The sequence below is a fragment of the Bifidobacterium merycicum DSM 6492 genome (genome assembly GCF_900129045.1).
Taxonomy (GTDB): Bacteria; Actinomycetota; Actinomycetes; order Actinomycetales; family Bifidobacteriaceae; genus Bifidobacterium; species Bifidobacterium merycicum.
In genome coordinates this window covers 1-25,815 of sequence record NZ_FQTX01000007.1, presented here as the reverse complement: position 1 = coordinate 25,815, position 25,815 = coordinate 1, and the positions used below count along the sequence as shown (strand labels likewise).

Annotated in this window: 20 protein-coding genes and 1 tRNA gene; 18 read left to right on the top strand and 3 right to left on the bottom strand. The window is 62.3% G+C overall.

All coding sequences use genetic code 11. The features are described 5' to 3' along the window. The 6 genes from BUB29_RS08710 (at window position 1) to BUB29_RS08685 (ending at window position 8,279) form a co-directional block, all read left to right on the top strand. Window positions 1-1,614: a diaminopimelate decarboxylase family protein gene (locus BUB29_RS08710; RefSeq protein ID WP_033523458.1), complete on the top strand. Its 1,614-nt coding sequence runs from the start codon at window positions 1-3 to the stop codon at window positions 1,612-1,614. A gap of 206 nt (window positions 1,615-1,820) precedes the next feature. Next, a complete protein-coding gene (locus tag BUB29_RS08705) occupies window positions 1,821-3,137 on the top strand; it encodes a homoserine dehydrogenase (protein ID WP_033523460.1) in 1,317 nt (438 codons plus the stop codon). Next, window positions 3,137-4,126: a homoserine kinase gene (gene thrB / locus BUB29_RS08700; RefSeq protein ID WP_033523461.1), complete on the top strand. Its 990-nt coding sequence runs from the start codon at window positions 3,137-3,139 to the stop codon at window positions 4,124-4,126. The genes BUB29_RS08705 and thrB overlap by 1 nt, the downstream gene beginning before the upstream one ends. A gap of 196 nt (window positions 4,127-4,322) precedes the next feature. Then, window positions 4,323-5,765 (top strand): Maf family protein, encoded by a 1,443-nt coding sequence (locus BUB29_RS08695; protein ID WP_033523462.1) that lies wholly within the window; start codon window positions 4,323-4,325, stop codon window positions 5,763-5,765. A gap of 169 nt (window positions 5,766-5,934) precedes the next feature. Next, window positions 5,935-6,786 carry an ABC transporter ATP-binding protein gene (locus BUB29_RS08690; RefSeq protein WP_051915156.1) on the top strand — a complete coding sequence of 284 codons (852 nt, stop codon included), beginning with the start codon at window positions 5,935-5,937 and terminating at the stop codon, window positions 6,784-6,786. Further along, window positions 6,783-8,279: an FtsX-like permease family protein gene (locus BUB29_RS08685; protein ID WP_033523463.1), complete on the top strand. Its 1,497-nt coding sequence runs from the start codon at window positions 6,783-6,785 to the stop codon at window positions 8,277-8,279. Before BUB29_RS08690 ends, BUB29_RS08685 begins: the two co-directional genes overlap by 4 nt. A 93-nt stretch (window positions 8,280-8,372) precedes the next feature. On the opposite strand, the gene BUB29_RS08680 is transcribed toward BUB29_RS08685, so the two are convergent. Continuing rightward, window positions 8,373-9,317: an AEC family transporter gene (locus BUB29_RS08680; protein WP_033523464.1), complete on the bottom strand. Its 945-nt coding sequence runs from the start codon at window positions 9,315-9,317 to the stop codon at window positions 8,373-8,375. Between the two features lie 122 nt (window positions 9,318-9,439). Here BUB29_RS08680 and dapE point away from each other — a divergent pair, with 122 nt between their 5' ends. From dapE to rplA, 12 genes are all read left to right on the top strand, one after another. Continuing rightward, a complete protein-coding gene (gene dapE / locus BUB29_RS08675) occupies window positions 9,440-10,636 on the top strand; it encodes a succinyl-diaminopimelate desuccinylase (protein WP_033523465.1) in 1,197 nt (398 codons plus the stop codon). A 477-nt stretch (window positions 10,637-11,113) separates the two neighbouring features. After that, window positions 11,114-13,807 (top strand): Rne/Rng family ribonuclease, encoded by a 2,694-nt coding sequence (locus tag BUB29_RS08670; RefSeq protein ID WP_073117630.1) that lies wholly within the window; start codon window positions 11,114-11,116, stop codon window positions 13,805-13,807. A gap of 162 nt (window positions 13,808-13,969) precedes the next feature. Beyond that, on the top strand, window positions 13,970-14,278 hold the full coding sequence (gene rplU / locus BUB29_RS08665; protein WP_003825540.1) for a 50S ribosomal protein L21: 309 nt from the start codon (window positions 13,970-13,972) through the stop codon (window positions 14,276-14,278). Between the two features lie 40 nt (window positions 14,279-14,318). Further along, on the top strand, window positions 14,319-14,570 hold the full coding sequence (gene rpmA, locus BUB29_RS08660) for a 50S ribosomal protein L27 (RefSeq protein ID WP_033523466.1): 252 nt from the start codon (window positions 14,319-14,321) through the stop codon (window positions 14,568-14,570). A gap of 147 nt (window positions 14,571-14,717) precedes the next feature. After that, window positions 14,718-16,385 (top strand): GTPase ObgE, encoded by a 1,668-nt coding sequence (obgE, locus tag BUB29_RS08655; RefSeq protein WP_033523467.1) that lies wholly within the window; start codon window positions 14,718-14,720, stop codon window positions 16,383-16,385. Window positions 16,386-16,397: 12 nt separating this feature from the next. Beyond that, complete coding sequence (proB, locus tag BUB29_RS08650) at window positions 16,398-17,531, top strand: glutamate 5-kinase (RefSeq protein ID WP_033523468.1); 1,134 nt, start codon at window positions 16,398-16,400, stop codon at window positions 17,529-17,531. A 203-nt stretch (window positions 17,532-17,734) separates the two neighbouring features. Further along, entirely contained in the window at window positions 17,735-18,958 is a 1,224-nt protein-coding gene (locus BUB29_RS08645) for a pyridoxal phosphate-dependent aminotransferase (RefSeq protein WP_033523469.1), read from the top strand. Between the two features lie 127 nt (window positions 18,959-19,085). After that, a tRNA-Trp gene (locus tag BUB29_RS08640) sits at window positions 19,086-19,161 on the top strand. Between the two features lie 36 nt (window positions 19,162-19,197). Next, window positions 19,198-19,425: a preprotein translocase subunit SecE gene (secE, locus tag BUB29_RS08635; protein ID WP_033523487.1), complete on the top strand. Its 228-nt coding sequence runs from the start codon at window positions 19,198-19,200 to the stop codon at window positions 19,423-19,425. Between the two features lie 39 nt (window positions 19,426-19,464). Continuing rightward, window positions 19,465-20,334, top strand: coding sequence for a transcription termination/antitermination protein NusG (gene nusG, locus BUB29_RS08630; protein WP_033523470.1), 870 nt, complete (start codon window positions 19,465-19,467; stop codon window positions 20,332-20,334). A gap of 443 nt (window positions 20,335-20,777) precedes the next feature. Then, entirely contained in the window at window positions 20,778-21,209 is a 432-nt protein-coding gene (rplK, locus tag BUB29_RS08625; protein WP_033523471.1) for a 50S ribosomal protein L11, read from the top strand. A gap of 15 nt (window positions 21,210-21,224) precedes the next feature. Further along, complete coding sequence (gene rplA / locus BUB29_RS08620) at window positions 21,225-21,914, top strand: 50S ribosomal protein L1 (RefSeq protein WP_003825552.1); 690 nt, start codon at window positions 21,225-21,227, stop codon at window positions 21,912-21,914. A gap of 183 nt (window positions 21,915-22,097) precedes the next feature. Here rplA and BUB29_RS08615 read toward each other — a convergent pair whose 3' ends face one another. Together BUB29_RS08615 and BUB29_RS08610 are read right to left on the bottom strand one after the other, a co-directional pair. Next, the gene (locus BUB29_RS08615) at window positions 22,098-22,961 is read right to left on the bottom strand and encodes a PucR family transcriptional regulator (RefSeq protein ID WP_033523472.1); all 864 of its coding nucleotides are present in this window, start codon (window positions 22,959-22,961) and stop codon (window positions 22,098-22,100) included. An 11-nt stretch (window positions 22,962-22,972) separates the two neighbouring features. Continuing rightward, window positions 22,973-25,114 (bottom strand): DUF6020 family protein, encoded by a 2,142-nt coding sequence (locus BUB29_RS08610; RefSeq protein ID WP_033523473.1) that lies wholly within the window; start codon window positions 25,112-25,114, stop codon window positions 22,973-22,975. Window positions 25,115-25,815: the final 701 nt, after the last annotated feature.

Here is a 25,815-nt window from a genome sequence, read left to right as displayed (position 1 = left end):
ATGCCCGTCACCCCCATCTGGCCTGAAGCCAGCGCCATCGACGAAAACGGCGCCATCACCTTCCACGGGCGCACCGCCGAAAGCCTGCTCGACGAATTCGGCTCGCCGCTCTACCTCATCGACACCGACGAAGTGAAGCATCGCGCCGAAACGTTCGTGCACGCCGCCGCCAACGCCTTCGACAACACCGTCACCCACGTGAGCTTCGCCGGCAAAGCGTTCCTCAGCAAGGAAATCTGCCGCATCGTCACCAAGGCGGGCATGCTCATCGACACCTGCTCCATGGGTGAAATGCGCATCGCGCTCGCCGCGGGCGTCCCCGGCCGCAGGCTTGTGCTGCACGGCAACAACAAGTCCGACGAGGAAATCGCGCTCGCCATCGAACAGGGATTCGCGAAAATCGTCATCGACGAGCCGAACGAACCGGCACGCATCGCCGAAATCGCCCGCAAACTGGGCAAACGGGCCAAGGTCATGCTGCGCGTGACCTCCGGCATCCACGCGGGCGGCCACGAGTTCATCTCCACCGCGCACGAGGACCAGAAGTTCGGCGTTTCGCTGCTGCCCGCAGGCGCGGATACCGGCAAACTCGACGTGTTGGATGATCTGACCGACGTCACCCCGGCCGGTTCCAACGCGCGTCTCGCCGAAAACGCAGCCGGCAACGGCGGCGCAGACGGTGCGAACAGCGCGACCGGTGACGGCCATGCGGCACGCGAATTGCAGTACGACATCAAATACCCGTATGACCTGAGCCACGAGAAGGTTTCCGAAGGCGACCGCAAGCTCGCCGACGCGATGACCATGGTGGCCGACGGCCCGGCGCTCGCCGTGCTCAAGGAGATCTACCGTCATCAGGATGTGCTCGAACTGGTCGGCGTGCACTCGCACATCGGCTCCAACATCCACGACGCGGACGCCTTCATTCAGGCGGCGAAGCGCATGATGCTGCTGCGCAAGACCTTCTACGCCACCGACGCCTACACGCTGCCCGAAGTCGACTTGGGCGGCGGCTATTCCGTGGCCTACACCGACGGCGAGGATTCGATGGACATCGACGTGGAGCTCGGGCGCCTGTCCGAAGCCGTGTCGTCCATCAACCGTGCGCTCGGTATGCCCGCGCCGGTCATCTCCTTCGAGCCGGGCCGTTGGATCGTGGCACCGGCCGGTGTGACGCTGTACCGCGTGGGCACCGTCAAGCCGGTTCAGCTGAGCGGCGACACCACCGACAAGGCCGGCAATCCGGTCACCGAACGCGTGTACGTGTCCGTCGACGGCGGCATGAGCGACAACATCCGTCCGGCGCTGTACGGCGCGGATTATGCGGTGAAGCTCGCGAACCGCGCGGGCTCCGCCGAGACCAAGCTGTCGCGTGTGGTCGGCATGCACTGCGAATCCGGCGACATCATCGTGCACGAATGCCACCTGCCCGCCGACACCAAGCGCGGCGACGTGCTCGCCGTGCCGGTCACCGGCGCATACGGTCGCACGATGGCCAGCAACTATAATCAGGCGCTGATTCCCGCGGTCGTGGGCGTTTCCGAGGAGGGAGCGCATGTCATGATCCGTCGCCAGACCATCGACGACCTGCTGGATTGGGACGTCAGCGAGTGACGGAAACGGTATCGTCCAGGTAGCGCCCGCGGGAGTTTTTCCCGCGGGCGTTGCCATTGGTACGGAAGGCGTTGCGGATGATGGGCTGGCAACGTGCGGGTGCGAGCCGCTTCGATTCGTGGGATGAACGGCCGTCTCGTCATATTCCATTCGTAGAATGAACACGAGTCGCGCATGCGCAAGCACAGAAAGGTTAAGGGCTCACAGTGGCAAACGAGAACGAAACCCCCATCCGCGTCGGACTTCTGGGCGCCGGCACCGTCGGATCGCAGACCGCACGTCTGATCGTCGAGCAGAAGGACGAACTGACCGCACGTATCGGTCGTCCGATTGAACTCACCGGCGTCGCCTGCCTTGATCCGGCGGAAACCGACCCCTTCCCGTGGATCGACAAGTCCATCGTCACCACCGACACCATGTCCGTGGCCACGAACAGCGACATCGTGATCGAACTCATCGGCGGCACCGGCGTCGCCCGCAAGTTCGTACTCGCCGCCATCGAATCCGGCGCTTCCGTCGTCACCGCCAACAAGGCCCTGCTCGCCAAGTACGGTCCGGAACTGTACGCCGCCGCCGAAGCCAAGGGCGTCGATATCTACTTCGAAGCCGCTGTGGGCGGTGCGATCCCGTTCCTGCGCCCGTTGCGTGAATCCCTCGTCGGTGACAAGGTGACCAGCATGCTGGGCATCGTCAACGGCACCACCAACTACATTCTCGACGAGATGACCACCAAGGGTCTCGACTTCGATGATGTGCTCAAGGACGCTCAGGCCAAGGGTTATGCCGAAGCCGATCCGACCGGCGACATCGAAGGCTACGACGCCGCCAACAAGGCCGCCATCATGGCCACCCTCGGCTTCCACACCTCCGTCACCATCGACGACGTGTCCGTTGAAGGCATCACCAAGATCACCGCCGACGATATCGCCGCCGCCACCGCCGAGCACAAGGTCATCAAGCTGCTCGCCGTCGTGGAGAACAGCGACGAAGGCGTTTCCGCCCGCGTCTATCCGGCGCTTATCCCCGAATCCCACCCGCTGGCCAGCGTGCACGGCTCCTTCAACGCCGTGTTCGTCAAGGCCGAAGCCGCCGACGATCTCATGTTCTACGGTCGCGGCGCGGGCGGCGCTCCGACCGCTTCCGCCGTGGTGGGCGACGTGGTCACCGTGGCTCGTCATATCGCCGCCGGCTGCACCGGCCCGTCCATCCCGCTGTACAAGGATCTGAAGAAGGCGCCGATCGAGGCGTCCAAGGCCGCGTTCGCCGTGCGCTTCCTCATCCACGACAAGCCGGGTGTGCTGGCCGCCATCGCCGCCGAATTCGCCAAGCGCGGCGTATCCATCAACGGCGTGAACCAGGATCTCAAGCCTTCCGTCACCGATCCGGGCTATGACGGCGAAATCCAGCAGCTGCGCCTCGTCACCCACCTGACCGACGAAGTGACGCTGCGCGAAACCGTCGAAGCCGTGCAGGGCCTCGACTTCGTCGCCGGCGAACCGTCCATCCTGCGAGTGCTCGACTGATGAAACCGGTCTGCAATCGTGTTCATGTGAGCGTGCCGGCGACCAGCGCGAATCTGGGATCCGGATTCGACACCGTCGGCCTGGCGCTCGACTACCATGACGAGCTCGTCTTCACGCTGAACGAGGATCCCTCGGACGGCGTCGCGCACGTCATCATCCACGGCGAAGGCGAAGACACGCTGCCGCGTGACGAAACGCATCTCGTGGTGTCCACGTTCCGCCGCGCCTGTGCCACCTTCGGTCTGGGCAATCTCGGGTTCACACTCGAAGCGACGAACAACATCCCGCAGGCGCGTGGCATGGGTTCCTCCGCGGAAGCCATCGTCGCCGGCATCGCCGCGGCCGCCGCATTCGCCCAGGAGGGCGAGCTGAACCGTGCCGCCATCTTCGACATGGCCGCGCATTACGAAGGCCATCCGGATAATGTCGCGCCGGCCGTGTTCGGCGGGCTTACGGTGAGCTGGGATTTCGAAATGCCCGAAGGCGTCGGCTCCGTTTCGATCCCCGGCGGCGAACCGCTGCATGGCGGATTCCATACGGTCAACTATCCGGTCGATCCGGCGGTGAGCGCCGCCGTATTCGTGCCGGATTACGAGCTGTCCACGGAGAAGGCGCGCGAGGCGTTGCCGAAGGAAGTCGCCTACCGTGACGCGGTGTACAACGTGTCGCGCGTCGGCTTGCTCCCCGCCGCGATGAACCCGGTCGAGGGCGTGGAACCGAATGCGCTGATGTACGTGGCCACGCAGGACAAACTGCATCAGCAGTACCGTGCGCCGCTCATGCAGCCGTCCACCGATCTGATTGCGCTGTTCCGCTCGCACGGTTATGCGGCCGCCGTTTCCGGCGCCGGCCCGTGTGTGCTGGTGCTGCATTATGGCGACGCCCGCGAGGCCATCGACAAGGTGGCCGCCGAACAGCTCGCTTCCGGCCATTGGAAGGTGCTGCATCTGCCGATCAACACCAAGGGTGTTGAAGTGGAACGCAGCTGATTTGCATTCCGTTCTCAACAGGGTCTTCCGTCCATCCGGATGGAAGACCCTGTTCGTTTCGTCCGGATGCTTCGCCTAGGCGTTCCATCAGGGGAGTGCGTCGCCCGGTCTTGCGGTGCCGCGTGCGCTATGCTGTGCTCAGCAACAGCTTCCGGGAACGACGGTTTCGGGAACAACGATAGAGGAGTTCGACACCATGGCCATTCCGCTGATTCTGGCATCCAAGTCCCTGCCTCGCCGCAATGTGCTGAATGCGGCTGGCGTATGCCCCACGATTCGCGTATCGCATGTGGACGAACCGGCCGCGTTACGAGACGCCGCGGCAAAGGCCGGCGTCAATGTCGGCGAATTGTTTATCGGCGATCGGGTTGCCATTCTTGCCGAAGCCAAGGCTCAAGCCGTGTACCAGGCGTATCGCAATGTCGCAGCCACGGCCGATGCCGCGACTGGCGAATGCGTCGTCGGCTACCCGCTGAAGGCGGCCGGGCGCTCGGAAACCGATGATGCCGTCGAACGCGGCACAACGGAACCCGGCAAGCCGATCGACTATTCCACCGCCCACATCGCCACCACCCGCGACTTTTCCGGCGTGAACATCCCGACTAGAACCCAGCCCATCAACGTCTTCACCGCCGGCCGCCCGGGCCTGGTGCATAGCACCGTCGGGCCGCTGATTCTCGGCTGCGATTCCATGTTCCTTATGGATGGCGAATGCTACGGCAAGCCGCATAGCGTCGAAGCCGCCCGCGAACGGCTGAAGCATATGAGCGGCGCTACTGGCGAACTGTGGACGGGCCATTGCCTTGTCGACTTCGCCACCGGCCGCGTGGTGCGCGACGCCAGCCATGCCGTCGTGCATTTCTCGGAATTCAGCGGTGATGACATCGAACGTTACATCGCCACCGGCGAGCCGCTGGAAGTTGCGGGGTCGTTCACGCTGGAAGGCTTCGGTGGGGCCTTCATCGACGGTATCGAAGGCGATCCGAGCGGCATTATCGGCTTGAGTCTGCCGTTGGTGCGCCGTCTTACGGAACGGCTGGGCATCGCATGGCCTGATTTGTGGAATGTGCGCTCCGAGCTTGCGCCTACGGAAAGCAAGGCCGAAGGCGCCGGGCATGCGGGCATCGAACCGCCCAAGGAGAACGTGCACCAGCCAGGCGATGGCTGGATCGATTGTGATTGCGGGCGCAAACACTGGGGTGTGAACGGCGCTTCCGGCGTGCTGCTGGCCCGCCGCGACGAACGGACCGGCAATGTCACGCATGTGGTGATGCAGCATCGTGCCGTCTGGTCGGCTGAAGGCGGCACATGGGGCATTCCAGGAGGCGCGACCGCCCAAGGGGAGACCCCGATCGAAGGCGCGTTGCGTGAAAGCTATGAGGAGGCGAACATCACGCCGGAAGACATCGACGTAGTCGGCTCCTATTGCGAGGATCACGGTCCGTGGGCGTATACCACCGTGTTCGCGTTCGAAAAGCCCGGGCACACGGTCGAGCCGAAGGCGAACGACGATGAAAGCATGGAGATCGCATGGGTGCCGATCGAACAGGTCGGCGGATTGAAGCTGCTCACCGCCATGCGTACCGATTGGCCGCGTTTTGCGGCACGTCTCAACGCGCTCGCCGCAACCTATCGCTGACGTGCGTCGCTGACATCACCGTTGAGCGTGGCATCTCGTCGCTTACCGTTCCCACGCCGGCGCCGTATGCGGGCACGGCCTGTGGTCATTCCTTCGGATGAGGTCAGGCGCGTCGAATCCTCCCAACGTCCGATGGAGGGGAGGGCTTCGGGGGCATAGCGTGTGACATATGAAACGGAATCAGAACGTCAACGCATCGGTCGCCGCACCGAATGCCTATACAACGAACGCCTACGCGGCGAGCGACCGCACGGCAGCGCATGCCCTCATTCCCGGAGGCAGGCCGGTCATCACCGCAACCAACCTCATCATGGACTATGCGGCGCGACGCAAGACCGCGAACCGTGTCGGCACGACTCCGATGAGTGCGCTCGCCAACACCGCACCGGCGCTCAACAACGTGAGTTTTCGTCTCAACGTCGGCGAAACGGTCGCCATCATGGGCCCTTCCGGCTCCGGCAAATCCACGCTGCTGCACATCCTTGCCGGCATCGACCTGCCCACGTCCGGCCAGGTCACCTACCATGTGCGCAACAATTGCGCCTGCGAGCTCACCGGCATCTCCGATCAGGACCGCACCATGCTGCGCCGCAACGCCTTCGGCTTCGTCTTCCAATCCGGGCAGCTGCTCCCCGAACTGCCTGCAGTCGAAAACATCGCGCTGCCGTTGATGCTCGGCGGAACGGACTACTCGCAGGCCACCGATACCGCCATGCTTTGGATGGAACGTCTCGGCCTCAAACATCTCGCCTCGCACCGCCCCGGCGAGATGAGCGGCGGCCAGATGCAGCGTGTGGCCATCGCCCGTGCGCTCGCCACGAACCCTTCGGTCGTATTCGCCGACGAACCCACCGGAGCACTCGACCAAGCCACCGGGCGCGAAGTCATGGGCATACTCATGGACGCCGCACAGGCCAACGGGTCGGCCGTGGTTGTCGTCACCCACGATCCGAACGTGGCCGCCTTCTGCAGCCGGACGGTCACCATGCGCGATGGGCGACTGCTCGGAGGCGAACAATGAACACCTTCACCCTATGGAAACTGTTCCACCGCCGAGGCGCTCGCGGCATAGGCGAACGCACGTCGGCGCTCGCGGTCATTGCCTTTGCGGCGGCCACCACGATTTTCCTGACTGTGCTGGGAGGCGTGCACGGTTTCATCTGGCGCGCCTCCGCCGATCATACGCTCGGTTGTCTGATCAGTTCCGCTTCCTGTGCGCCCGGCACCCATGAAGCGTGGGAACGTGCCAGGAACGAGGCAGGCATGTTCGTCGCCGCACCGGGAACGCGTTGGACCGCCGAACGTTCCGCGGCGGTTATGGACACCTATTCGGACGGCTATGTAATATTGGCCGCGTTCGCTTGCCTGATGCTCGTCGTTCCGTTCGTTTCGCTTGCGGGCTCCGCGGCCCGCTTGGCCGCATCCCGTAGGGATGCGCGATTGTCCGCGCTCAGGCTGGCCGGCGCGACCACCGCTCAAGTGGTCAAACTGACCGCGCTCGACGCTGCGATCCAGGCATTGTTCGGCGCTGGTATCGGCATTGTCGGTTATTGTGCGGTCATGCCGTTGATCATGCTGCTGAAATTCCAGAACCGTCATTTCATGTTCCAGGAATTGTGGGTTGGCCTACCGGTGCTCGTGGGCGTGCTCGCCGGAGTCACCGTGCTCGCGCTGGTATCGTCGCTGATCACCCTGCGCCGCGTTGCCATCACCCCATTGGGCGTGATGAGCCGCGCCGCGCAGCCTCTGCCAGCCACATGGCGTGTACTGATCTTCCTAGTGGTGATGGCGGGCCTTTACCTGCTGCTGAACAACGTCTCGATGTTCGCCGGTTTGGGTGAAAACGCGGTGTTCGTGCTGGTGTTCGGCGCGTTCTTCGTCGGATTCACGATGGTGAACGTGGTCGGTACGTGGGTGATTGCCAAACGGGCCAAAGCGCGTGCCCGTAGGCCGAAGGACGCAGCCACTATGATCGCCATGCGCCGCATCCTTGACAATCCGAAGCGTGCGTGGCGCAACGTGTCCGGTGTGGGATTGGCTGTGTTCATCGCCGTCATCACGTCGATCGGAACACTGGTGGGGCAGGACCGTGGCGGCGATCCGCTCGACCCTTCGATGCTGTACATGCGCGATATCGGCACCGGTGGCCTGTTGACGCTCACGTTCGCCGCCGTGCTCGCCGCGGTCAGTTCCGGTGTGATGCAGGCCAGCAGTGTGTATGATCAGGCCGCCGAATACCGCATGCTGCGCTTGGAAGGTACCGATGAGCGGACGCTGGCCCGGGCGCGGTTCGCGGAGGTGTTCACGCCGCTCAATACGGTGGTGCTGGTTTCGGGATGCGGTTCGATGCTGCTGCTGTTCCCGATCATCGCGATGACGTTGTTCGAACCGGTGACGCTGTTCAGCCTGCTCTGCGGCGTCGCGCTATGCTACGCGCTGATCGGCGTGGGGGCGTTGACTGCCAACCATGCGGCCCGCAGGCTCAATATGGTGGAGCATCGCGCCGACGACTGACGCGAAGACCAGCACACAGACCCACGCCAATAGGAACGGCCGGAACGGTTCACACCATTCCGGCCGTTCTAGGCAGACAACGGGATGCGGATTTCAGCTGAGCAACGCCGCGATGATCGCGATGAAAATCGGCGAAGTCAACGTCGAAAACAGAATGCCGTCGCGCGCGAACGTAAGACCCACGTTGTACCGGGCCGCATAGTTGTACACGTTCTGACCGGTCGGCAGAGCGGCGAGCACCACGCACGCATACAGCGTCGCGCCACGGAAGCCCATCACGAAGTAGCTCAGCAGGAACGCGATGATCGGCATCACGATGTTCTTCAACACGGCCACCGTGATCGTGGCGGGAATATCCGCCTTCTCCTGCAACGGCTTCGTGCCATGCAACGACATGCCGAACGCCATCAGGATCATCGGCACGGCCGAATTGCCGATCATGTTGATCGGATCGTAAATGCAGCTCGGCACCACGAACCAACCGACCTTCGCGGAAACCGCGGACACGATGATGCCCAGCAGCGAACCGATGAGCAGCGGCTGATGCAACGGCTGCTTGAGGATCTCCTTGGCCGACACCTTGCCCTTGGTGGTCACGTCGAGCACGGTCAGTCCGATAGGCGTGAACACCGCCTGCTGCATCACCAGAATCGGCGCGACCAGCGCGGGATTGCCGAGAATATACGTGGCGATCGGCAAACCGATGTTGTTGGAATTCAAATACAACGAGTTCAATGCGCCGATGGTCGCATCGGCCGGCTTCATATGGAAGAAGGCCTTGTTGAGCAGCAGGAACACGATACCCACCAGAATCGCGGAGAAGAACGCCACGACGATTGACGAATGGAAGATCGCGAAGATCTTCTCCTTCGACAGGATCGCGAACATCAGGCACGGGCTGGACACGAAGAAGCTGAACCTGTTCAGCACCGTCTGCGCGGTTGGCCCGCCGATACGCATACGCGCGGCCACATAGCCGGTTCCGATGACGATGCCGATGACGCAGAACCCTTGCATCGCGCTCAACAGACCTGGCATAGCATGTTCCTCTCTCTTCGAATCAACCCCAGTGTGGCACGGCGGGAATACCGTCAGCCGTTTTATCTCAAAACGATGCCCGCCCACCATACCCGTATCGTCTTTGGCGGATAATGAGACGCATGAGTGAATACGAGATTGGATTCGACGCGTCCCGCGGCAAGCGTGAGGCGCTGAACACCCTTATGGATCAGATCATGAACATCTACTCCGTCAGCGACGAGGAGGGGGCGCTCGCGGACGCGGTCGAGGCATTCCTGAAGCGGCAAGCGCATCTGACGGTCCGCAGGCACGGCGATACGCTGGTCGCCTCCACCGGGTTCGGCAGGGAACATCGCGTGATTCTCGCCGGGCATCTCGATACGGTGCCGGTGATCGACAATTTCCCGCCGAAATGGCTGGAACCCGGCGACCCGCTGATCCGTGAGGATGTCGCCGCGGCGCATCCGGGGGAGCGTGTGATTTGGGGGCGTGGCGCGACCGATATGAAGGGTTCCGACGCGGTGATGCTGTACTTGGCGGCGACGCTCACCGACGCCAAGGTCGATTTGACGTTCGTGTTCTACGACCATGAGGAGGTCGCGGCGGAGAAGAACGGCCTGCGCAAGGTGGTCGAAGCGCACCCGGATTGGATTTCTGGCGATTTCGCGATTATCGGCGAGCCGACCGATTGCGGTATCGAAGGAGGCTGCAACGGTACGATGCGATTCGACGTGGTGCTGCATGGCGTGGCCGCGCATTCCGCACGCGCGTGGATGGGCCACAACGCCATCCATGATGCCGCCGAAGTGCTCAAACGGCTCAACGCGTACGAGAACAAGTGCATCGAAGTGGACGGTCTGGCGTATCAGGAGGGGCTGAATGCCACGCTGATTTCCGGCGGCAATGGCACGAACGTGATTCCCGACTGGTGCCGTATCCATGTGAACTACCGTTTCGCGCCCGACAAGACGCTGCCTGAGGCGAAGGCGCTGATGATGGGCGCCGATGCCGGTGCCGAACTGGGCAATGGCGAGCACAAGGCCACGGGTGGCGTGTTCGAAGGTTTCGGCATCGAGATGAAGGACGAGTCGCCGTCCGCCAGGCCGGGACTGGATTCCCCGTTGGCCGCGTCGCTGGTCACCTTGGTCAAGGAGCGTACCGGCCGTGACCCGCTGGCCAAGCTCGGTTGGACCGATGTGGCGCGTTTCTCGATCCTGGGGATTCCCGCGGTGAATCTTGGTGCGGGCAGCCCGCTGCTGGCGCATAAGCACGACGAGCAGCTGCCGGAGTCCGATCTGGTGTTGATGGCCGATCTGCTGGAGGATTGGCTGAAATAATCCGGGTGCGGCTCGGGTCGATGGGCCGTTGCGAACTGGCGAGCCGATATGGGCCGACCTCCGCGGGGTGCGGGCGTCGGCCCATATCATGCTGTCGAGCGCTGCCGAGCGTTGTTGAGCGCCGTCGAATCCCGTTGAACCTGCAATCGGATTGATTGTTGAATGAATTGATTGTTGAACTGTCGGGCTTTCCGACGTATGTGCCATACTGCGGTTCCGTTTCCGACACGGTACGTCGCAAGGTGTGGCATACTGGAGAGTGGTGGTTCTGCAAACCACCTACGTGCCAGATGGCGTTGATCCCCTTGCAGTTGGACCGTGTTCCCGTGCAAGCGCCGGTGTCCGCCACTGGGCAGACAGACTTTGACTGGATTGCTTCGTTGTAGCAACTGATGCGCGGCCACGGTGAGAGCGTGGTGTGAGAGACTGCGAAGCCCGAGAAAGCCGACGCGATGCAGCGCGTCTGCAAGGAGCATTGTGCCCATTGTGAACAAGGGTGAGCTCGGAGAAACCGACGCTCAGCGTAATGAATCACCCGTAACCCCCGCACGTCGCCGCCGTGGAGGCAGGCGCGTGGTGCGCGACGCAGGCGCGGCCGGCGTCTCGCTGAAACTTCAGGTGGAGGACCACTCAGCCCCGCTGTTCGAGGAACCCAAGATCGACGTCCCCGCGCCCGTCGAGGACGCTGACGACCAGCCGGTCCGCCGCACCCGTCGCCGTCGTTCCGCCGTGGAAACCGTGGACATTCCGGAGCCGAAGGCCGAAGAGCCCAAGCATTCCCGTCGCCGTCGTTCCACAGCATCCGATTCCGATGTCGATGACCGCGCCCAGGCGATTGCCGAGGAACTGTTCTCGTCCTCGCCGCATGTGACCCGCGGCGGCGCGGCCCGTCCGATGACGTCGCTGCTGTTCCAGGAGCCGGTGATCCCGGTCGGCAACGGTTCCAACGACGATCGCGACACCCGCGACGACCGCGATGAGCGCGATGACGATCATGAGGAGCGTCCCACCCGCCGTCGCCACCGCAATCGCGGCGACTCCCGCGATGATCGCGAGAACGGCGACGTTCGCGCCTCCCGCACGAACCATGACGAGGATCATGACGACGATAATCGCGATACCCGTACCCGCGGCAACCGCGATGATCGCGACAACCGTGACAACCGCAACGAGGACGACGAGCGCGAAGGCACGTCGTCGCGTCGCGGTCGCAACCGCAGGCTGAACGCGCAGGAGCGTCGCGCCGCCGCCGAAGTCGAGCAGATCGAGGAGGACCTCGAGCTCGACGACATCAACTACCGTCCGATCGACGAGGAGGAAGGCGCCGAGGAGGAGCGTCCCACCCGTCGCCGTCGCCGTCGCCGCAACAAGGGCGAGCAGAACGCCGAGGAATCCCGTTCCGGCGAGAACCGCGAGAACCGTGACGAGCACGACGAGCACGAATCCCGTTCCGACCGCGACCGTGATCGCGATCGCGAGGACGAAGGCGAAACCGTCACCCGTCGCCGTCGCCGTCGCCGCAACAAGGGCGAGCAGAACGCCGAGGACGAGCAGCCGCTGACCCGTCGCTCCCGCAAGCAGCAGTACATCGACGAGATCACCGACGTCGAGGGCTCCACGCGACTCGAGGCGAAGAAGCAGCGCCGCCGTGACAACCGCCGCGAACGCAGCCGCCAGTCGCAGATCATGGAACAGGACTTCCTCGCACGCCGCGAGAGCGTCGAACGGTTCATGGTGGTGCGCGAGAAGGAGAAGCACACCCAGATCTCCGTGGTGGAAGACAACGTGCTCGTCGAGCATTACGTGTCCGATATCCAGGAAGTGCAGACGGTCGGCAACATCTATCTCGGCCGTGTGCAGAACGTGCTGCCGAGCATGGAGGCCGCGTTCGTCGACATCGGCCAGGCCCGCAACGGCGTGCTGTACGCCGGCGAGGTGAACTGGGATGCCACGCGACTGGAAGGCCAGCCGCGCAGGATCGAGCTCGCGTTCAAGAGCGGCGATCCGGTGCTCGTGCAGGTCACCAAGGATCCGATCGGTCACAAGGGCGCACGTCTGACCTCTCAGGTCACGCTCGCCGGCCGATTCCTGGTGCTGGTGCCGTCCGGCGGCATGACCGGCGTGAGCCGCAAGCTGAGCGAACGCGAACGCAGCCGCCTGAAGAACATCGTGTCGAAGGTCGCCCCGAAGGACATGGGCGTGATCATCCGCACCGCCGCCGAAGGCGCCTCCGAGGACGCGATCGTCAAGGATCTGGAAAGCCTCGTACGCCAGTGGGAGCGCATCAACGCCAAGCGTGAGGAGTTCTGGCACGGCAAGCGTCCGAAGCTGCTGCAGGGTGAGCCTGACGTGGCCATCCGCGTGGTGCGTGACATCTTCAACGATGACTTCACCAAGCTCATCGTCGAAGGCGACAAGGTGTACGACCGCATCGAGGAATACCTCGACACCATGGCCCCCGATCTCAAAACGAAGCTGGAGAAGTGGGATCCCGCCGAGCATGAAGGCAAGGACGTGTTCGACAAGTGGCAGATCGACTCCCAGCTGCGTAAGGGCATGGAACGTCAGGTCTACCTGCCGTCCGGCGGTTCGATCGTCATCGACCGTACCGAGGCCATGACCACCATCGACGTGAACACCGGCCGTTTCATCGGCCGTGGCAAGTCGCTGGAGGAGACGGTGACGCGCTGCAATCTGGAAGCGTCCGAGGAGATCGCACGCCAGCTGCGTCTGCGCGACATCGGCGGCATGGTGATGATCGACTACGTCGACATGGTGATGCCCGCGAACCGTGATCTGGTGCTGCGCCGACTGGTGGAGTGCCTCGCCCGCGACCGCACCAAGCATCAGGTTGCCGAGGTCACGTCGCTGGGCCTGGTGCAGATGACCCGCAAGCGTATCGGCCAGGGCCTGGTCGAAGCGTTCTCCGAGGAATGCCCGACCTGCAAGGGCCGTGGCTTCATCCTGCATGACAAGCCCACCGTCAGCGCCGAATACGACGACCCGTACGCGATGCGCGGCGGCGACCCGTTCGTCAAGACGAACAAGCATGGTCATGGCACCACGCCGGCCCCCGAACCGCAAGGCTCCTCGCCGGCCGTCAAAGCCAAGCTCGCGCAGATCGCCGCGGCCGCCGTGGCCGCGAACAACACGGAACAGGACGAGGACTGAAATCCTCGCCCCGTTTCGGGCGTCTGCGCGTGTCGCGCTTGACACGACTTGCGTTAGTCCAAGTACCAGTGTAAATTAGTTTGCTGGTGTCTGGCCGTGGGCTCAGTGTTGTCCAAGTCGCCAGGCAAGGAAGCTTTCCCAAGAAAATACAAAGGAACGATTATGTACGCGATTGTGAAGGCCGGTGGCCATCAGGAAAAGGTCGAGGTCGGTGACGTCATCCTTGTCAACCGTCTCGACGCCAAGAAGGGCGATACTGTGGAGTTCCCGGTCGCGCTCGTAGTCGATGGCGCCAAGGTGACTCTGGCTGCCGCCGATCTGGCCAAGGTTTCCGTCAAGGCTGAGGTTGTTGATGATGAGGCCAAGGGTCCGAAGATCAACATCCAGAAGTACAAGAACAAGACTGGCGTTGCCCGCCGCAAGGGCCACCGTCAGCCGCTGACCGCCGTCAAGATCACGGCGATCGCCTGAGATTTGGCAGTAGCTTAATCAGAGTCGAAAGGAACCAATCATGGCACATAAGAAGGGCGCGTCCAGCTCGCGCAACGGTCGCGATTCATCGCCTCAGTACCTCGGTGTGAAGAAGTTCGGTGGCGAGGCTGTCGTCGCCGGCAACATCATCGTTCGCCAGCGTGGCACCAACTTCCACCCGGGCCAGAACGTCGGCATGGGCAAGGATCACACCCTGTTCGCTCTCACCGACGGCTCCGTGAAGTTCGGCGTCCGTCGTGACCGCAAGGTCGTCGACGTCATCGCCGCCTGAGCACGCGAATACGCTTACAGGAAAGCCGCGCCCTATGGACGCGGCTTTTTCCATATTTGCATCCCAACTCCCGTACTTTGCCCGGGCGAGACTGGCGGCACAGGCCGATCGGATCGCGGCAGGCAGACCTGAACGAAGGCAACAACAATGAGTGATTTTGTGGATCGAGTAACCGTCCACGTCAAGGGCGGTGACGGCGGCAACGGTTCCGCGGGCATCCGCCGCGAGAAGTACAAGCCGTTGGCCGGTCCGAACGGCGGTAACGGCGGTGACGGCGGTTCCGTGATCTTCGAGGCCAGTCGTAACGCCACCAGCCTGCTGGATTATCGTTTCATGCCGCATCGCGTGGCTCCGGGCGGCACCATGGGTCTCGGCGATAACAAGGACGGTTCCAAGGGTGAGGATCTCATCCTCCCGGTGCCGTGCGGCACGGTGATTTTCACAGCACGCGGCCCGCAAGGCAAACCCAAGCATCCGGGCGAGCAGCTCGCCGATCTGCGCCATGAGGGCGATCGTTTCGTCGCGGCCGCCGGCGGCAACGGCGGTTTGGGCAACATCGCCCTCGCCAACCGCACGCGCCGCGCCCCCGGCTTCGCGCTGCTCGGCGAACCCGGCGAGGAACGCGATGTGATCCTGGAACTGAAGTCCATCGCCGACGTCGCCCTTGTGGGCTTCCCCTCCGCGGGCAAGTCCTCGCTCATCGCCGCGATGAGCTCCGCCAAGCCGAAGATCGCCGACTATCCCTTCACCACGCTGGTGCCGAACCTCGGCGTGGTCATCGCAGGCGACAGCCGCTACACCATCGCCGACGTGCCGGGCCTGATCCCGGGAGCCTCGCAAGGCAAGGGCCTTGGCCTGGAATTCCTGCGTCACATCGAACGTACGGAGATCATCGCGCACGTCATCGATTGCGCGACCCTCGAACCCGACCGCGACCCCATCAGCGACTACGAGGCGCTTGAGAAGGAGCTCGCCGAATACGCGGATTCCCTTGACCTGCCGCTGGGTGCCATCCCGATCCCCGAGCGTCCGCGCATCGTCATCCTCAATAAGGTCGACGTGCCGGAAGCGAAGGAACTGGCGGAATTCGTGCGTCCCGAATTCGAAAAGCGCGGCATGCGCACCTTCATCATCTCCACCGCCTCGCATGAGGGCCTCAAGGAACTGAACTTCGCGCTGGCCGGCATGGTCGACGAAATGCGTGGCGAGGTCGCCAAGCGTGAAAGCGAGGAGGAAGCCGCACGCGTGGTGATCAAGCCTTTGGAAAGCGCGGGCCGTCGCCGTCGCAGCGCCGACGAGCAGGGCACGTCGCTCGACTTCTCCATCGAACGCAAGGAGCTCGGCAACGGCGACGTGTGGTTCGAAGTCACGGGCCGCAAGCCGGAACGTTGGGTGCTGCAAACCAACTTCGACAACGATGAGGCCGTGGGTTATCTGGCCGACCGTCTCGCCAAGCTCGGCGTGGAGGACGAACTGCGCCGCAAGGGCGCCCATCCGGGCGATGAGATCCGCATCGGCAAGGGTGACCGCGCTGTCGCATTCGACTGGGATCCGACCATCGCCGCGGGTGCGGAGAGGCTGGACGGCACCCCGCTGGGTGCACGAGGCAAGGATCTGCGACTGGACGAGGATGAGGGCCGTGCACATCGCCGTACGAACGCCGAGCGCCGTCGTGAATACCACGCGATGATGGACGCCAAGGCCGCGGTGCGCGAAGCCATGATGGCGGAACGCAAGGCCGGCCACTGGGCCGATCCGAGCGTGGACGACGACCGTCACGACGAGACGAGCCTGTTCGGACGCGGCGAAGAGTGAGAGAATGGACGTATGATCACACCATCGCAAGCCGAAGTGCGCAGGGCGATTACCGAAGCGCGGACCATCGTTGTCAAAGTCGGTTCGAGCTCGCTGACCATGCCGTCCGGTCATCTTGATCCCGAACGATTGAACGCCTTGGTCGCCGCGTTGGCGCGTGTGAGGCTCATGGGCGGCCGTGTGGTGCTCGTCTCATCGGGCGCCATCGCAGCCGGATTCGGAACGCTCGGATTCGCTTCGCGCCCGACCGATGTGACCGACCAGCAGGCGTGCGCCGCCGTCGGCCAGGGACTGCTCATGGCGCAGTACGAGGCCGCGTTCTCGCGGTACGGCCTGTGTGTCGGGCAGATCCTGCTCACCGCATCCGACACCATGCAGCCGCAGCAATACCGCAACGTACGGCGTACGCTGGATCGTCTGCTCGACCTCGGCGCCGTGCCGATCATCAACGAAAACGATTCCCTGGCCTCCAACGAAATCCGTTTCGGCGACAACGACCGTCTGTCCGCGCTCATCGCGAACATCGTCGTCGCCGACGCACTGGTGTTGCTCACCGATGTCGACTCGTTATACACGGCACCTCCCTCCCAACCCGATTCCAGACGCATCCCCTACGTGCCGAACGTCGAAGACGCCCTGAGCAAGATCGAGGTCGGCGGCAGCGGGTCGAACGTCGGCACCGGCGGCATGGTCACCAAGATGGAAGCCGCGCGTGTGGCCGCGGTATCCGGCATTCCAACCGTGCTGACCTGCGCTTCGAACGCTGGCCCGGCCATGATGGGCGATCCCGTCGGCACGGTGTTCGCGCCGATCAACGACCGTGGGTCGTCCCGCAGATTGTGGATCGGGTTCGCGGCGCATCCCTTCGGCACGCTGGTCGCCGATGCGGGAGCCGCCAAAGCCGTGCGCGGCGGGCAGGCGAGTCTGCTGGCCGCCGGCGTGGTGGAGGTTCGTGGCGAATTCTCCGCGGGCGACGCGGTGTGGATCGACGACGAGAACGGCAACCATCTGGGTAGGGGATTGGCCGGATTCGATTCGGAGGAGATTCCGCAGATGCTCGGCCGCAACACCACGCAACTCAAACGGTTCCTGGGCGAGGAATACGCCCATCCGCTGGTGCATCGCGACAATCTCGTGCTCGTCTGATCATGCCCGGCTCATGCCCAAGCACGGCTGATACCCGAAACGTTACGCCGTCCCTCCCCGCCGGGAGGGACGGCTTTTCCATGCTGTAAAACCGGGGCAAGCGATGACGGGAATGCGGTGGATCGCGCATCCGGCGCGAGAGGCACCCGCATACTGAATCATGATGCCCGTAGGCGTTTCCTTTTTCTCCCGCAAGGTCTAGCATGGCAATCATGACTATGGCTGATTGGCAAAGACTCTCCGACCGTATTAATCATGTGGCGCCGAGCGCCACGCTCGCCGTCGACTCCAAGGCAAAGGCTATGAAAGCCTCCGGAATCGACGTGATCGGCTTCGGTGCCGGCGAACCGAACTTCGCGACCCCCGCCCCCATCGTGGCCGCCGCCGCGGAAGCGGTGCAGGATCCGAAGAACTACCGTTACACGCCGACCCCAGGTCTGCCCGAGCTGCGCGAGGCGATCGCGGCGAAGACGCTGCGTGACTCCGGCTATGAGGTCGATCCGAGCCAGGTCGTCGTGACCAACGGCGGCAAGCAGGCCGTCTACGCATCCTTCCAGATTCTGCTCGACGAAGGCGACGAGGTCATCATCCCCACCCCGTACTGGACCAGCTACCCGGAAGCGGTGAAACTGGCCGGCGGCAAGCCGGTCGAAGTGTTCGCCGGCGCCGATCGCGGATTCGAGCCGTCCATCGAAAGCATCGAGGCGGCACGCACCGAGCGCACGAAGGCCATCATCGTGAACACGCCGAACAATCCGACCGGTGCCGTATGGAAGCCGGAAACCGTGAAGGCGATTGGCGAATGGGCCATCGAACACCACATCTGGGTCATCTCCGATGAGATCTACGAACACTTGAACTACGACGGCGCCAAGACCACGTATATCGGCGCGGCCGTGCCCGAAGTGCGCGACCAGCTGCTCGTGTTGAACGGCGTCGCCAAGACCTACGCCATGCCTGGCTGGCGCGTCGGCTGGATGATCGCCCCCGCCGAAGTGGCCAAGGCCGCATCCAAGCTGCAGGGTCACATGACTTCCAACGTGAACAACATCTCCCAGCGCGCCGCGATCCAGGCCGTTTCCGGTCCGCTTGACGCCGTGTACGAGATGCGTGCGGCCTTCGACAAGCGCCGTCAGGCCATCGTCGCCGCGCTGAACGACATCGAAGGCGTCAACTGCCCGACCCCGACCGGCGCGTTCTACGCGTTCGCCGACATCACCGCGCTGCTGGGCAAGCCGCTCGGCCCCAACGGCACCGTCGCGCACACATCCAGCGAATTCGCCGCGGCGATGCTGGATGAGGCGCACGTCGCGGCCGTGCCGGGCGAAGCCTTCGGCGCACCTGGGTACCTGCGCTTCTCCTACGCGCTTGCCGACGACCAGCTGGCCGAAGGCATGCGTCGCATGAAGGCGTACGTGGAGGCGTGACACGCGGGTGTACACGCGGTGAGCACGTTCGATTTGTCTAAATCGTGACCTGCTGCTAATGTATCGACTTGGCGGTTTTCGTCAGGCGAAGCGTTCTCTTGAGCGCATGCATGGCGGAGGTTCACCTAGGGAAGTGGCGCAATTGGTAGCGCAACGGTCTCCAAAACCGTAGGTTGTGGGTTCGAGTCCCGCCTTCCCTGCCAAGTTTTCCTGACGGCTCCTGAACGAAGAGGATGATTATGGCTAAGGCAAACAAGGCTGAAAAGGCCATCAAGCCCAACGTTTTCATGCGCATCGGTTTGTTCATCAAGCAGATCATCGACGAACTTCGCAAGGTGGTTACCCCGACCGCCAAGGAACTGTTCTTCTGGTCACTGGCCGTGGCTATTTTCGTGCTGCTGCTGATGGCCTTGGTTACGGGCATGGATTACGGCCTGGGCAAGCTTGTACTGCTTGTGTTTGGCTGATCGTTAAACTGCGAACGCGAACATAAAGGTGACTGACGCATGAGTGATGAAGTAAATTTCGAAAACGTTGATGCGTCGCCTGACGTCGACAACGACGTCGAGGCGGCTGCTACCGCGGCTGAACCGCAGGAAGCGCCGGTCGAAACCGTCGAAGAGACCGAAAATCAGACTGAACAGGCCGATCAGGCCGTCGAAGCCGAGGATTCCGAAGCTGAGGCTGAAACCGAATCCGATTCCGCCGAAGACACCGATAATGCCGAACAGGACGGCGACGAACCCGCCGAACCCGTCGACGCCGGTCAGGCCGCAGTCGACGAATTCTCCAAGTCCCTTCGCACTCTCGAAGGCAAGTGGTACGTGCTCCACACCTATTCCGGTTACGAGAAGCGCGTCAAGACCAACGTCGAATCCCGCATCCAAAGCTTCGGTCTCGAAAACAAGATCTTCCAGGTCGAAGTCCCCATGGAGGAAGTCGAAAAGCACACCGAAAAGGGCAAGAAGATCCTCACCCGCGTGCGCGTCCCCGGCTACGTCCTGATTCGTATGTGGCCCGATGAGGAAGCCCGTCGCATCGTCCGCGAAACCGAAGGCGTCACCGGCTTCGTCGGCCCCACCAAGGATCCGGCACCGCTCAGCCGCAAGGAAGTCGTCTCCATGATGGCCCCCATGATCGCCTCCGAAGCCCTCAAGAAGGCCGGCGACAAGCCCGCCGCCGCCAAGAAGCGCAAGCTTGAGGTCTCCTACGCCGTCGGCGATCAGGTCACCGTCACCGATGGCCCCTTCACCACCATGCCCGCCGTCGTCTCCGACGTCGAGCCCACCACCCAGAAGCTCACCGTTCTCGTGTCCATCTTCGGCCGTGATACGCCGGTGGAGCTTGACTTCAGCCAAGTCGAAAAACTCTCCTGAACATACAAAAAGCACGCGCTGGCTGCGTTGCTCCTCGGTCGACGTACCTTCGTACGCTTTCCCTCGGTGCGCCTTGCCAGCGCGTGCTTTTTGTATGTTCAGGTCCTTATTGGGGTTGTTAGGGGAGTGCGGCCGCAGCGTTGTGCGTCGCCTTCCTGGTTTGGCGGTGTTTGGTTTCCGGGGGCGTTGCTCCTCGGTCGACGCATTTTCGTGCGTCTCCCTTGGGGTGCCTTGATATTGCGTGATTTTGCAGGTACAGGTCCGTGCGGCGGATTTTGTCGCAACCGAACGGCATAATGGGAAAGCTTGTGTCTGGAGGGGAGACCCGCTAGCACAGCACAGCGATATAAGTTGCGGGAGGAGACTGTTGCAGCGTCAAGCCGCAAGGTGGAGCAACGCAACGGCGACCGAATGTACCGCGTTATAGAAAGTAGACCATAACTATGGCTAAAGAAAAGAAAGTATCCGCGCTGATCAAGCTGCAGATCCAGGCTGGCAAGGCCAATCCTGCCCCGCCGCTGGGTCCGGCTCTGGGTTCCCATGGCGTGAACATCATGGACTTCTGCAAGGCGTACAACGCCCAGACGCAGGACAAGATGGGCCAGGTCATCCCTGTCGAGATCACCGTTTACGAAGATCGTTCCTTCACCTTCATCCTGAAGACCCCGCCGGCAGCAGCTCTGCTGAAGAAGGCCGCTGGCATTGAGAAGGGCACCGAGAACCCGCTGACCCACAAGGTCGGTTCCGTCACCAAGGCCCAGGTCCGCGAAATTGCTGAAACCAAGATGGCTGACCTGTCCGCTCGCGACATCGAAGCCGGCATGAAGATCATCGAAGGCACCGCCCGTTCCATGGGCATCACGGTGACCGACTGATAAGGAGAAGGACAGATGGCTAAGCATTCCAAGAAGTATCGTGAAGCGGCCGAAAAGGTCGATCGCAACAACCTGTACACCCCTGATCAGGCCATCGCGCTGCTCAAGAGCATGCCGACCCGCAACTTTGACGAAGCCGTTGAAGCCGTGGTGCGTCTGAACGTCGATCCCCGCAAGGCCGATCAGCTCGTTCGTGGCACCGTGAGCCTGCCGAACGGCACCGGTAAGACCGTCAAGGTTCTGGTGTTCGCCCGTGGCCCGCAGGCCACCGCCGCTCAGGAAGCCGGCGCCGACATCGTCGGTGACGATGACCTCATCGCCAAGGTGCAGGGCGGTTTCCTCGACTTCGACTCCGTCGTCGCCACCCCGGACATGATGGGCAAGGTCGGCCGTCTGGGCCGCGTGCTCGGCCCGCGTGGCCTCATGCCGAACCCGAAGACCGGCACCGTGACCATGGACGTGGCCAAGGCTGTCAAGGACATCAAGGGCGGCAAGATCGAGTTCCGCGTCGACAAGAACGGCAACCTGAGCTTCCTCGTGGGCAAGGTCTCCTTCGACGAGAAGGCACTGGACGAGAACTTCCATGCAGTGGCCGATGAGATCAAGCGTCTCAAGCCGTCCACTGTGAAGGGCCGTTACGTGACCAAGGCCACTATCACCTCCACGATGGGCCCTGGCATCCCGGTCGATCCGGCTGCTCTGTGAGTCTGAACCCATCAGCGGCTTCGCCGTGTGATGGTTGATTCACTGGTCGATACGAAGGCCTCCCGCACCATATGGTGCGGGAGGCCTTCGTCGTAGTTGTGAGCAGGTCGAGTCATTGCCGGCGATTTCGCCCAACGCAGCCAGTCATCCGTGCCGTACGGCTACAAGATATGCGGCTCAGGATTAATGCTGTTCGGCGTAAGCGATTCGCCCAAGCGCAATGGCGGTTGTCAGCACAGTGGCGTCGCGCGGATTGGTGGCATCCCAGCCGGTGGTATCCGCCATACGCTTCAGGCGATACCGCACGGTGTTCGGGTGCACGTTCAACATACGGGCAGTGATTTCAAGAGATCTTCCGGATTCAAGGAACGAGGAAACCGTAAGCATGGTCGGGTCGTCCTCACCTTGGCCAAGCAGATTGGCATAGATGCCATCAACCAGTTCATGCCGTGCATCCTCATCGCCGAGCAGTGCACGTTCCGGTAGCGCATCTTCCGCTCGTAGCAACGGTTGATGCTGCACTCGTGAGGAGGGTGTTGTTTCGATTATCGCGTGTAGCGCAGGAATGGTGCGCAGCGTGGTCAATGCCGCATGAATGGTTCGGGAAGCGCCGATGATGCCGCGTCTTACCGGTCCTAGGCAGAGGGGAACGTCGGAGGCAAAGGCTCCCGCAATCGCCGTGCAAGTGAGATCAGGGTTTGTGGCGCCCTGCAATCGGAATAACGCCACAAGTGTTTCGCCCTGCATGCCGATCAGCGGTTCTGCGCCGCCGATATCCGCAATGGCATGGCGGATCGTTTCACTGGAGGCATGCTCGGTTTCCGAGGGGCGGCCTGCGACTGCGCAGCAGGCAAAATCACCATCGAAACCGACGAGTCGCAGCACGGATTGCGCACGTTCGTCAACCACGTGGTTCAGCAGACATTCGAACGCGACAGCACGAATAAGGTGGGTGGCGCTTGCCGTGTCCGCGCGATCCGGCGTGGTTTCGCAATCCGTATCGGCCTTGTCTCCCGCCAGAAGCATGTCCAGAAAATCTTGGGTCATATCAGGCCAGTCTAATCCTTCGTTGTGCAAGCGCGGGCACCCGTGTTCGCTGTGGAGACGCGGGCATGCGAATCACGCCAGAATGTCAGGCATAGGAATACGAAGCAGAAGGCTATGGGTAGCATGTGGCGTTCGAAGTTGTTCGCCGGTGCGGTGATCATCACGCCCATAAGCAGCAGCAACGGCAGATGCCATGCCAGTGTGCGCCACCGTCGCAGAATCACTTCCGCAGCGCCGATGAGCAGCGTCAGAATAACGTAGAAGTTGCCGTGCAGCGGCCATCCAAGAACCGGTGTCCGGCTGATCTGCCTGGATGTATTCGCCACCCATGCGCGCCAATTCGCGTTGTAGTACTTGATCCATGTGGAGTTCGAAGTCACTTGGTCGTTATACACGTAATAGTCCATCGAAACGTAGGGAAGATCTGCGATGTCGAAGTATCCGAAGCATTTTGCCATCAGCGCGTCCACTGCCACCACAGGATTCGCACGCACGGTCTCCAGCCAGGCCTCGTTGAAATGCTTCATGCTTTCCGGCGTGACGGACCGCCACCGGTAACTGACCTTCTTGGACTGGATGCCCGAGGATTTCACCGGATCCGCATCCTGCTGGAAGTACGCTTCGGCCATCTGGTCAAGATTGAAGACCGGCGCAAGCTTTCTGCGTGCCGACTCGGGGATGGTCTCAGGTGCCTTATTGGCGATTCGTGCGATCTGCTGCAACTGAACGCCATGGCTTTCGATCGGATCGCCGCTGATAATGATCCCGGAATTGATGGCCATCGAGATGCCGCCGTGAATCAGCACCGTCGGCACAAGCAGTGCGAACACGTAGACCTTCCAATGCCTGCGATCTGCAATCAGGGCAAGAACAAATTCGAACAGCAGCACGTACCATGCGTATTTCGCGCTGATCAGCATGATCGCGTTGGCGGCGAGGAAAGCAAGGAAGGTGCGTGCAGGCAAACGGTGGAATCTTGCGAGGAACGGTGCGCCATGGGCCGGGGCATGGCGGTCGCCGGATGTGGCGTACAGCTCGTACCAGATGCCGAACGCCCAAGTGAACGCGAATGCGAACAGCGGCGATTTGGTCAGCGAAATCGTGGAGAATACCGCCAACGGGCACAACAGGAAGAACAGTATCGTGATGATTCGTGCCGGCGCATGTGCCGATTGGGAAGGCAGAGTGGCGCGCATGCCCCGCTCGGGGCGTCCAAGGCGAGTCGGGGCGAATCGTCCGCCGCGTTCAGGGTGGGCGAAATCAACGTATTCGTTGCGCGCGAGCCAAGGCAGATTCAGGAAGCGATGCAATGTGGCGGCGATGCATCCGATGGCGAACAGCCATTGGATGGCGGCCAGCAGCACAATGCCCCAGTCGTTGGAACCGGTGAAATAGCGGGAAACGGCCAATGTGGAGCCATACCACAGCGTGAGCAGAATATTATGCTGGTCGGTCAGGTAGGTAGGGGAGTCCGGCCATAGGTAATGTGCGGTCGGGTAGATGTCCATCGGGGCGAAGGAGAAGAACCCGATATACGGCTGTTTCAAACCCGTCCACTGATTCCAAGCCCAGCTGAATTCACAGGCCTGGCTTCGTAGGTCCGCGCCGAAGGCGGCCAATAGCGTTGTCGGTACCCACAGCCATCCGATGACGAGCACCAGTGCGATTTTCCATCGTTTGTCGGTACAGCGCACAATCCAGCGGCCGCAGCATGCGCTTATGCGCTGAAGCCAGATGCCGGTTTTGGTGATCCGGAACGTTGCGGCTCGTTTCCTCCATGTGGTACGCCAGGATCGCGGAATCAGTGTTCTGGGCGTGCGCTCGCCGGTGGCGCGGTCAGCCGCCCATCCGAGTGCCGGCTGGTGGTGTGCTTTGCGTACCAGCACCACCACGATGAACAGGTAGATGGCAAACGCGAGTATGCCGAATAGTGCATTGAGCGCGCCAAAGTTCGCAATGGAGGAATCGTTCCAATACAGCGGCCCGACTGCGGTGCACCAGGCCAGCCACAGACATGCCGCCACGGCGAGTGCCCATCGTGCCGTGGCTCCAATGCGCGCGAAGGCATTGTGCTGTGTGCGTGGCCGTGTTTGCCGGTCGATGTTGCGGCTGGTGGTGGTGCGGTTATTGCGTGTGGTTGCTGGCTTGATCATGGTGTTGTGCTTGATGTGGTCGCTTTGCTTGGCTGTGTTGGAGACGCGGTATGTGCGTTCGTTTCGTTCCTCGCCTTGTGTGTGGCGAACTTGTACGGTGTCGTGCCCGTCTCGTGGCGAGCGATGCTATCGCTGGCTGCGGTCGGGGCACCCTCATGAAGGCCATTCTAGACTTTGCCCTGTCGTGGGCTTATGGGGCGTTGATGATGGTGCCTTGTTTCCCAGTGGCGTGTGGTGGGCGGTACCCGTATGACTTGGATGGACGTGGCATGCATGTGCGTGAGTGTTCGACCGTGATGCGCATATATAACGGCTATGTTGCTGATGCAAGTCGCAAGCGTTGTGGCTCTGTCGAGGTTCCGATACCGCATGCGGTTCGGTTGTGAGCTGGCTGACTGGCGATTTGTGCGGCTGAATGCTTGTGTGACGCGCCGTTGTCTGGTTGTTCTGTGGTGTTTTGTGGGTGGTTCCGGTGTCCCCGTGGGTGTCGTGGGTGTGGTTCGGTCTGGTTTCGGGGTGTTTTCGACACGCCGGTGTTTGCGTGTGTTTCCAATGGTTTTGGGGGTGTTCGTGTGGGTCGGGGTTGCGTGTGGGCCGGGGTTGGTGTAAGTTTTTCTCTTGCTGCTCGGCACGGGGTGCTTCCCCTTGGGGCTGGTGCTTCCGGTCCGGTGCGGTGGTGGTTTGAGAACTCAAGAGCGTGT

Excerpts from the sequence above, each read along its gene's own strand:
- rplU (WP_003825540.1), top strand. The coding sequence starts at position 13,970 with ATGTACGCGATTGTGAAGGCCGGTGGCCATCAGGAAAAGGTCGAGGTC.
- rplA (WP_003825552.1), top strand. The coding sequence starts at position 21,225 with ATGGCTAAGCATTCCAAGAAGTATCGTGAAGCGGCCGAAAAGGTCGAT.
- nusG (WP_033523470.1), top strand. The coding sequence starts at position 19,465 with ATGAGTGATGAAGTAAATTTCGAAAACGTTGATGCGTCGCCTGACGTC.
- BUB29_RS08685 (WP_033523463.1), top strand. The coding sequence starts at position 6,783 with ATGAACACCTTCACCCTATGGAAACTGTTCCACCGCCGAGGCGCTCGC.
- BUB29_RS08680 (WP_033523464.1), bottom strand. The coding sequence starts at position 9,317 with ATGCCAGGTCTGTTGAGCGCGATGCAAGGGTTCTGCGTCATCGGCATC.
- thrB (WP_033523461.1), top strand. The coding sequence starts at position 3,137 with ATGAAACCGGTCTGCAATCGTGTTCATGTGAGCGTGCCGGCGACCAGC.
- rplK (WP_033523471.1), top strand. The coding sequence starts at position 20,778 with ATGGCTAAAGAAAAGAAAGTATCCGCGCTGATCAAGCTGCAGATCCAG.
- proB (WP_033523468.1), top strand. The coding sequence starts at position 16,398 with ATGATCACACCATCGCAAGCCGAAGTGCGCAGGGCGATTACCGAAGCG.
- secE (WP_033523487.1), top strand. The coding sequence starts at position 19,198 with ATGGCTAAGGCAAACAAGGCTGAAAAGGCCATCAAGCCCAACGTTTTC.
- BUB29_RS08695 (WP_033523462.1), top strand. The coding sequence starts at position 4,323 with ATGGCCATTCCGCTGATTCTGGCATCCAAGTCCCTGCCTCGCCGCAAT.
- BUB29_RS08710 (WP_033523458.1), top strand. The coding sequence starts at position 1 with ATGCCCGTCACCCCCATCTGGCCTGAAGCCAGCGCCATCGACGAAAAC.
- rpmA (WP_033523466.1), top strand. The coding sequence starts at position 14,319 with ATGGCACATAAGAAGGGCGCGTCCAGCTCGCGCAACGGTCGCGATTCA.
- BUB29_RS08690 (WP_051915156.1), top strand. The coding sequence starts at position 5,935 with ATGAAACGGAATCAGAACGTCAACGCATCGGTCGCCGCACCGAATGCC.
- BUB29_RS08615 (WP_033523472.1), bottom strand. The coding sequence starts at position 22,961 with ATGACCCAAGATTTTCTGGACATGCTTCTGGCGGGAGACAAGGCCGAT.
- obgE (WP_033523467.1), top strand. The coding sequence starts at position 14,718 with ATGAGTGATTTTGTGGATCGAGTAACCGTCCACGTCAAGGGCGGTGAC.
- BUB29_RS08645 (WP_033523469.1), top strand. The coding sequence starts at position 17,735 with ATGGCAATCATGACTATGGCTGATTGGCAAAGACTCTCCGACCGTATT.
- BUB29_RS08610 (WP_033523473.1), bottom strand. The coding sequence starts at position 25,114 with ATGATCAAGCCAGCAACCACACGCAATAACCGCACCACCACCAGCCGC.
- dapE (WP_033523465.1), top strand. The coding sequence starts at position 9,440 with ATGAGTGAATACGAGATTGGATTCGACGCGTCCCGCGGCAAGCGTGAG.